A 7,797-nucleotide genomic window follows, 5' to 3' on the forward strand; every position below is an offset into this window, starting at 1 on the left:
AATGATGCTGCGTATCGTATAAATTATGTTGAAAAAATTTCTGATATGTCTGTAGTTGATATATCTGATTTTCTTTTAGCCAAAGAGATCCTGACTTCTGATGAATTCCACTTTTGGGCTCTAAAAGGATTGGAAATTATAGGGGGTCATAGTGAGCTCGAAAGTAACATTTATCGACTTTTGGTTATGTTAGTTGTTAAAAACAGTGACGCAATATCGGAAGTTTTATCAAGAATCTTAGAATCTGAAGAGGATTTATATGAGACTGTTTCATCCATAACTATACTTCTCATATCCGATCTGATGTGCGACCAAGAACTTCGGTACGATGCATGTGATGTTATGGCAAAGTACATTGGTGACAGACATGAACTTTGGTGTTCACCTTTTGTTATTCAGTATCTCATTAATTTATATTCATGTGGTCGCTATCTGGATTTTCACGAATTAGAAAGAAAAACAATCGATTCTGACAAGCCAGATTTTATTTTTTATCAGTTAATAGAATCCTATCTTTACCATTATCTTCCTAAATCAGCTGAAGCCGTCTTCTTGCGTGTTAACAATCCTAAGGATTTAGAATTCTTCTCCCTTAAATTAAGAACACTTAATCTCTTGGGTAAGAAGGTTGAGATAGAAAATGAATTAAATGTATTCGACTATTCAACAATTAACTCCCCATCAGACAGTTTATTCATATTTTTAAGAGTATTAGCAAGTTTTCGGCGACATGACATAATCGAAATTATAGCAGTCAATTTGTTTCTTATCGATCCAGAAACTCATTCAAAGTTCGTTTCAGATGTTGGAAACAACTTTATGATTGGTGCTCAGTCCGTTGAGCATACTCCCTCTTATAATCTGAATGATTGCATTTGCGGATTTCAATACGACGATTCTGGTTCTACATTCACTAAGTTAATTATCAAGAATATTCAAAGGCAAGGTCAATATTTCCTGAGCGAGTCATCTATAATAGCAACGTATCTTTTAAGCGCTGCACCTGGAGAACAGCAACGAGTTGGGAATAAACTCATCACTTTGCAGGAAAAAATCCCTCCGTATGTTGCCGTATACAGATTAGCTAATACTATAAGACATGAGTCAAATGATGGTTCTGACGACTTTCAGATAATTAAACTTCCTGATGACCCTGAAAAAATGTTGGACAGTTTTAAATCCCTTCTTCCACAAAAAAAAGAAAGGCAAGTAATCGAGTTTGATGAAGGAGTATTCCTCAGCCTCCAAACAAGTATTTTGGATAGGAGCGACCCGATAAAATCATCTTTGCGTCTCCTTACCCAAAAGAAATCTAAATACCACGAGTTCATAAGTGATGGTTCACCACTTGGTGATAGTATCTGCACTGATTTCATCACTGTTGTTTATCTTTGCCTCTCATCATTGAGTCATTACCTTATAAATAACGGGGTTAAAATACACTTAATTAAAGAGGACATTGATAGTTTTCATTCATGGTTAAATAACATCAATGATGCATCTTATATATCGATGGATATTGAAAAAGATGGTCGAGTTTTAATGACCACTCCAGATCAATTTAAAATTGTTTTCAAAGAATTTATAAAAAATCTAAAGGCGCTTTTGCCTTCACTGATTCCTCTTGAACTACAAATGACTAACTCCCCAAAAGAGTTTCCCATCATTGCAAAGGTAGCCACTACCAGTTATCTCAAATTTCTGTATGCATTAAAAACTACCGATTTAAAATTTCTTACTATAGATACCAAAGCCGCTTTATATGTTAATGCTCGTTTTGGCAGCTTTCTTTCTAACACAAATTCAATTTTTTTTGATGCATCCAGAGAAGTAACGTTCTCTTCGCGTGAGGAGGGAGTTCAACTTCATTGTGTTTCTGAGTTTCCATACGCTCTTCCACAATTCGATTTTATGAATCTTTCATCGTCAAGTACAGACCCACATGGTGTATATATTTCTTCGTTAATAAATAAGTATGCAGGCTATTATAACGATGAAATTGAAATTAACACTTTTATGAATTCGGTTTTTTATAACTATCTTAATAAAGCCATGAAACCTGATTTGATGGGGAATGTTATCATCCTGCAAGATAATACTTATCAAGTTAATCCTTACAGTTATAACCTTGATAAGGTTTTTAATGCTTGCTGCAACGCAATAGTTCTTGCTAAGGGAAATGCTACTGGTGAGGAGAAATTATCTATATTTATTCTATGCTTAACGTATAGGCTCAGTTCGCGAAGATTGCGTGAGTTCATTTTTCAATTGGCTTTCAATTATGCTACTGGCCATTTTATGGATATTGGTAGGATCAATAATCTATTACCTACCTTGGCCGCCAACCTAAATACTTTTATACTTAACCATAAGAACGAATGATGTTAAATAGAATTCTATGCCGAATATTTCCTGTTCCTGTACTACTTCCGAGTCTTTTATGGCTGGGTAGTTCGGCAGCATGTTTACTATCGTCGTTAACTAAGCCTCGCTCTCATTCTTTTCCAGATTGGGGTTTACGGGAGACTGCCCCATGCAGTCTTCACCAGGTTGGGGTTTACCCCCAAAGTGCCTAATTCCCCTCCCCTGCCCCGTCAAATCCGCTATAATCCCAACAGTATCAAGTGCCTGTACACCGCTGATGCTACCGGGCAGCGGCGACGGGCGTCCCGTTCGCCCGGTTCCCTTTCTGCTTGATTGGGTTTTTCTGGTGAATAGACGTAAACTCCCCAAATCCCCTCCTGACCGATCACCGAATTATTCCCGTCGCCCTGCTCCCGCCCTTCTGCCACAATAAACGGCATCGGCCTTCCGGCATCCTATTTTGATGTCCGGGTGATGCAATAGTGACCAGATTGCGGAGATTGAAAAATTGACTCTTATGCCCCACAACATTTTGCAGAATTCGCGTAGCGCAATCAGCCCGATGTGGGGATTTGACCACGCCGTCCGGTTGCGTGAAATCGCGATCGCTGCCGACCTGGATCTGCCGCTCTACCTGCTCGCCCCGGAAGTGGCCGTGCTGTTGTCCTATATCCCCGATATGCATCAGCGGCTGTTCTTCGAAACGTTGTGGAATACCGGGGCGCGACCCAATGAAGCCGGGGCGCTGACACCGAACGATTTTTTCTTCCATGATGACCTGATGCCTTTCGTGCGCCTGCGCACCCTTAAGCAGCGTAAAGCCCCTCCCCGGTCGGTTGGCCGCCCTTCCCTGGATAGCCTTGTGGAAGAGAAACAGAAGCCCCCACTCCGGGCGGTGCCCTTGCCGGATCCGACCTACGTCCGCCGGGTGCAGGAGTATTTCACCACCTTCAAGGTGATGACGCGCCGGGCTACGCCGCTCTGGGGGTTCAAGAGCAGCGAAACCCCGCGCAACTGGTTAAAGGCAGCAGTAGGACGTGCAGAGCGTGACGGGGTAACGTTTTCGGTGCGCCCTATTGTGCCGAAAACATTCCGGCACAGTTTCGCGGTGCATCTGTTGTTGAATGGGGTTCACATCAAGAAGGTACAAGCACTGATGGGACACCAACGTATCGAGAGCACGGAGGTCTACACGAAGATATTCGCCCTGGACGTGACGCGCGACCTTGGCCTGACGTTCTCGATGCAACCGGAAGAGGCGATCGCCATGATGGGAATAGGTAATATATCTAAGATATCACCTAGATAATTTATCGGATATATTTGTTGGTGAATATATTGGATATATGTTTTTAACGATATTTCGGATATATTCCCGTTAAGCCTTACTGTTACGTCTTGCTTAATGTTGTTGTTCTTGGTGCTGGATGTTTGTACATTTAGTATTCTATGTGCGGATCACAAACGAAGGAACTTATGGATCACCTCTTCCCAAGAATCGGCCTCTACTTCATCTATGCAACGCTATTCTTTACATCCTTATTTTCATCAGCGCCCGACAAGTGGGTTGGTGTTGGACTGTCAGTACTGTTCTTGTTTTTGAGCCATAGGGCTACCAGGGCTAAGCCTGCACAGTCTGAAAATAGTGTACGCGCTTGAGAATATATCGGATATATCAATATTTCCGATATATTATTAAAAGGGGAGTTCATGCTGATGCACAAAGTCCCCTTCTTTCTCATGCAGTACACGCATGTAGTCCTGCTGTGAGAGGAACGCCAGCCCTTCCATTACCGTGACGGGCTTTTCTAATTCCATCCAAAACAAATCCAGCCAAGCCCGGCCCATCCAGAAAAGCTTATCGGCACGTTGGATGAATACGAGGGAGCCGGGTTCGATTCGTTCCAGGTACGCACCCAAATATACGATGCGGATCGTTTCTTCTCTATGCTGAAAGACATCGATGCCGGTTCGCTGGAAAGGGTTGTAGCCGTTTTTCATTGCGACCTCGTTACCTGTGTTTATATACAGTTATTTTAGCACGGTTATGGTTAATGAGATCAAGATGAGAGATTGATGGGATATGTGTCTGATATATCAATATATCGGATATATTCTTAATTTCAGTGGCTTCTTCTTCGCCCTTTCGAGTTTAGCGCCTACGTGTTAATCGGGGAATACCTTGCCCATTGCGGCGGCGCGGAATCGATGCCGGGCTATCTGGAACTGCACAGTTGGGCTGACCAAACGCGACTCAACGAGCATTTACGCGAAGGTTGAGGACTAACGAGAGTTAGGTGTTATTCGTTGTAGGGTTTGCCGCAGGAATGCATTATCCATTAACATCGACGCCATACGGTGTATCGGCTGCAAAGCCGCACCGGCTCATTCCAATTATCGACCGTTAACGGCCGACTTTTAAACGGAGTTTTACGTGGGGTTTGTCGTCGACGCTGAGAATAGACTGGTTACGGTTGACCATTCGCATAATCATTTTTGCATTACCACGCCAGAAGGTAACCCCGTAGAGTTGATGCTGGGAACCTTGAAAGTAACGTCTATCTTTGCGAGAACGAAAGGGAAGCGCGACAAAAACGACCCCGGCGATAACAGCCCCATGCTTTATGTGATTAAGGGGCTGCATGAACTGCGAACGAACCCGCGCGATATCGCTATGCTGTGTGCCAGCTTTCGGCAAATACTCCCGTTGTACTTAGGCAGGGGCTTTCAATGGGATTGGATTGTTCCTTTACCCTCAAGTAGCCCTGTTTGTTGCCGCTTCGCTGATAAGGTCTTTAAACACACTAACCAGGGCGTTTGTTACCCTGATGCGTTGGAAAAAATCACTGCGGGCAATGTGATAGCGAATCTGGAAGATTTGCGCATTTCATCGAAAGACAAAACGGTATTGCGTGGTGATATTAAGCGTTTTATCGATCGACACGGCGAAGAAAAACCCTTTCAAATTAAATCAATTCACCGCGTTAAATTGCGCAAACACATCAACCCATTTATGCTCGGGAATGTAACGGCTGCCGCACCGCCGAGAGCTATCTTATTGATAGATGATATGGTTACTTCAGGGGCTTCCCTGGTTAGTGCCGAGGCTATATTGAAACAACAATACCCGGACGCGAGAATCGAGGCGCTAACGCTGTTTGGCTCCTCAAGGTGACAGCTGGCCCTAAACAAAAAAGTTGCAATAACACGGTAAATTGATTAATATTTTGGCATCCACAATAATCTATGATTGTTAGTGGTAGAGCTGGTATGAGCGCCCCTGCTCTATAAATTATCAAACGGCGACCGCGCTGCGCATGTGTAGCCTGGCTGTAAGGGTCAAGATTCACATCTTAGAGAGCGGCTAAGACAACAAGCAGGTTGTAAAATTGCGGGAATGGTAAAAGGCATCCGAAAGGATGCCTTTTGTCGTTTATGGGATAGTAAAGTCTGCCAAGAGGGGAATTCCCTCTTAAACCATCAAATTTTCCTTCTGCAGTTCATCTCTCGCATTCAAAATGATAGTAAAATTATACCTGGTCACTACGAGGGGAAAGCGAATTTGCTATCAAAATGTATTGTACAATACATTTATGTGTGTCATTATCTGTTTTGTACAATACACGCACCGCAAAAGTGAGGGAGTGAACATGAATGTTGAAGACCGTCTGCGCATCGAGCGCGAAATTGCTGTCGCAGCCGTAAAAGGGCTTGTCCAGGCTGGCTATCAGATCTCCGTGTTTGATGGTGAAGAAATCGTTAATGCTCCCTCAAATGATGCTGACAGCATCTTGGGTGATATGTTTTCTACAGATATTGACCAGCTGGAAGTATTCAACGCGGGTGACCATGTAAATCGTGCCGGTTGGGTGCTGTTTGTTTACGGTAACGATGGATGGGACGTTATCTGTGATCACACAACTAATCTGGAAGGGCCCTTGAAGAACGCAGACGAACTGGCAAATAAGTACGCAGATCAGTTCATTTAAAAACCATCAAAAGTCGGCGGCATCAGCCGCTGACTAGATGAAAGGACATCAAGGTTATTCTGCTATGACATCAAAACGTGCAACAGAACGCGCCTATGCGGAACTGCAACAGGCGTATGACTTCTACAATCAGCGCTTATTCGGCGGCCAGCTGCCGGACTGCCTGATCACTTTCCAGCGGGGGAAGAACACGATGGGCTATTTCAGCCGTAACCGGTTTGTTTCACCGGCTGACGGTACACAGATAGACGAAATAGCTCTTAATCCTGAATACTTCCCGGTCTACCCGCTGATTGAGGTCATGCAGACTTTGGTACATGAGCAGTGCCATATGTGGCAATTCCACTTTGGTAAGCCATCGCGCAAGGGCTATCACAATGCAGAGTGGGCAGCGAAGATGGAAGCTGTAGGGCTAATGCCATCTTCGACTGGCAGGCCGGGCGGTGACAAACTCGGGCAGTCGATCAACGACTACCCAATCCCCGGCGGCCGCTTTCAGAAAGAAACGCTGGAACTGTTCCGTACCGGCTTTGCGCTTAGTTGGTTTGACCGGTTTCCGGTCAAAGTGGAACAACCGAAAGACCTGACGCCTATCATCGAGCAATGGCGGGAAACGCTCGCTCAGGCACTACAGGCGAACCCAACAGGGGAAGTTCAACAGGATGCCGTAGGCGTTGAACGACTGCTGACGTTGGCACTGGTGCCCTCTGTGCAGAGTAGCGATGACGGGGACGATTCGGAGGTTGCAGGGATTGTTTTGCAACCGAAACCCAAAACTCGACATAAGCATGTATGCCCGGAGTGTGGCGATACGGCATGGGGCAAACCCAGCTTGAATATTCTGTGTGGTAAGTGCAACGTCGCATTTACCGACGTCGATAAGTAATCTGCTATCAGAATCGACTTCGCCGGCTCGATGGCCAATTCAAAATTGACGGCATTACTGCCTCCCGGAACCAGGCGCCGTTCGCATAAATACTATCAAAGGAGTTAGAGATGGGTACATTAACGATCAGGACTCAGCCAGAGCACGACACGGCCCTGGTTGCGGTGGGAAATCGCTTAGGTGAGAAGACGGCTTCACAGACACTGCTCAAGTCGCTGATGACGTATGAACGTCACTGTGAAGAGATAGAGCGTTTGAAGCGTGAGCTGCAAACGATGAAATGGGAACGTGATGAGTTGCGCGGTAAAATCGAAGACTACAAAAAGGCACATAATGGGCTGATGGCATTGTGATGGAGGGAATCATGGAACATGTTGAGATAGCAAAAAAATGGCGTGAACAGAATGCAGAGCACGCCAGTGACGGAGTTGTTCTCATTTGGGACGGAGAAGTCTACGGATGGAAAAACTGCCTGCGTGATGCCCAACAGGAACGTCCAGGCGCGATCGCTGTTGATGGTGACGCTCATGTTTTTGTCGCTGAAGGGGGTAATGACTA

Annotated in this window: 8 protein-coding genes; 7 read left to right on the forward strand and 1 reads right to left on the reverse strand. The window is 44.9% G+C overall.

Translation table 11 applies throughout. The features are described 5' to 3' along the window. Both N6G83_RS53530 and N6G83_RS53535 read left to right on the forward strand, forming a co-directional pair. Positions 1-2,382: hypothetical protein (locus tag N6G83_RS53530; RefSeq protein ID WP_260524384.1), on the forward strand; the 2,382-nt coding region annotated here is incomplete at its 5' end. A gap of 499 nt (positions 2,383-2,881) precedes the next feature. Next, on the forward strand, positions 2,882-3,673 hold the full coding sequence (locus N6G83_RS53535; RefSeq protein ID WP_260524385.1) for a site-specific integrase: 792 nt from the start codon (positions 2,882-2,884) through the stop codon (positions 3,671-3,673). Between the two features lie 386 nt (positions 3,674-4,059). Here the strand turns inward: N6G83_RS53535 and N6G83_RS53540 are convergent, their stop codons facing one another. Beyond that, positions 4,060-4,365 carry a hypothetical protein gene (locus N6G83_RS53540; protein WP_260524386.1) on the reverse strand — a complete coding sequence of 102 codons (306 nt, stop codon included), beginning with the start codon at positions 4,363-4,365 and terminating at the stop codon, positions 4,060-4,062. A 433-nt stretch (positions 4,366-4,798) separates the two neighbouring features. On the opposite strand from N6G83_RS53540, the gene N6G83_RS53545 reads away from it, so the two are divergent. The 5 genes from N6G83_RS53545 to N6G83_RS53565 all read left to right on the forward strand — a co-directional run. Further along, positions 4,799-5,539, forward strand: a complete 741-nt coding sequence (locus tag N6G83_RS53545; protein ID WP_260524387.1) for a phosphoribosyltransferase — start codon at positions 4,799-4,801, stop codon at positions 5,537-5,539. A 475-nt stretch (positions 5,540-6,014) separates the two neighbouring features. After that, positions 6,015-6,353 carry a hypothetical protein gene (locus N6G83_RS53550; protein ID WP_260524388.1) on the forward strand — a complete coding sequence of 113 codons (339 nt, stop codon included), beginning with the start codon at positions 6,015-6,017 and terminating at the stop codon, positions 6,351-6,353. Between the two features lie 64 nt (positions 6,354-6,417). Further along, positions 6,418-7,239: a SprT-like domain-containing protein gene (locus N6G83_RS53555; protein ID WP_260524389.1), complete on the forward strand. Its 822-nt coding sequence runs from the start codon at positions 6,418-6,420 to the stop codon at positions 7,237-7,239. 110 nt (positions 7,240-7,349) lie between these two features. Next, the gene (locus N6G83_RS53560; RefSeq protein ID WP_260524390.1) at positions 7,350-7,592 is read left to right on the forward strand and encodes a hypothetical protein; all 243 of its coding nucleotides are present in this window, start codon (positions 7,350-7,352) and stop codon (positions 7,590-7,592) included. Positions 7,593-7,603: 11 nt separating this feature from the next. Beyond that, a partial coding sequence (locus tag N6G83_RS53565) for an antirestriction protein ArdR (protein WP_260524391.1) occupies positions 7,604-7,797 on the forward strand: 194 nt, incomplete at its 3' end.

This window comes from Serratia sp. PL7, from assembly GCF_945957435.1.

Coding starts and splice junctions, on each gene's coding strand:
- N6G83_RS53535 (WP_260524385.1), top strand. CDS start 2,882: ATGCCCCACAACATTTTGCAGAATTCGCGTAGCGCAATCAGCCCGATG.
- N6G83_RS53540 (WP_260524386.1), bottom strand. CDS start 4,365: ATGAAAAACGGCTACAACCCTTTCCAGCGAACCGGCATCGATGTCTTT.
- N6G83_RS53550 (WP_260524388.1), top strand. CDS start 6,015: ATGAATGTTGAAGACCGTCTGCGCATCGAGCGCGAAATTGCTGTCGCA.
- N6G83_RS53555 (WP_260524389.1), top strand. CDS start 6,418: ATGACATCAAAACGTGCAACAGAACGCGCCTATGCGGAACTGCAACAG.
- N6G83_RS53560 (WP_260524390.1), top strand. CDS start 7,350: ATGGGTACATTAACGATCAGGACTCAGCCAGAGCACGACACGGCCCTG.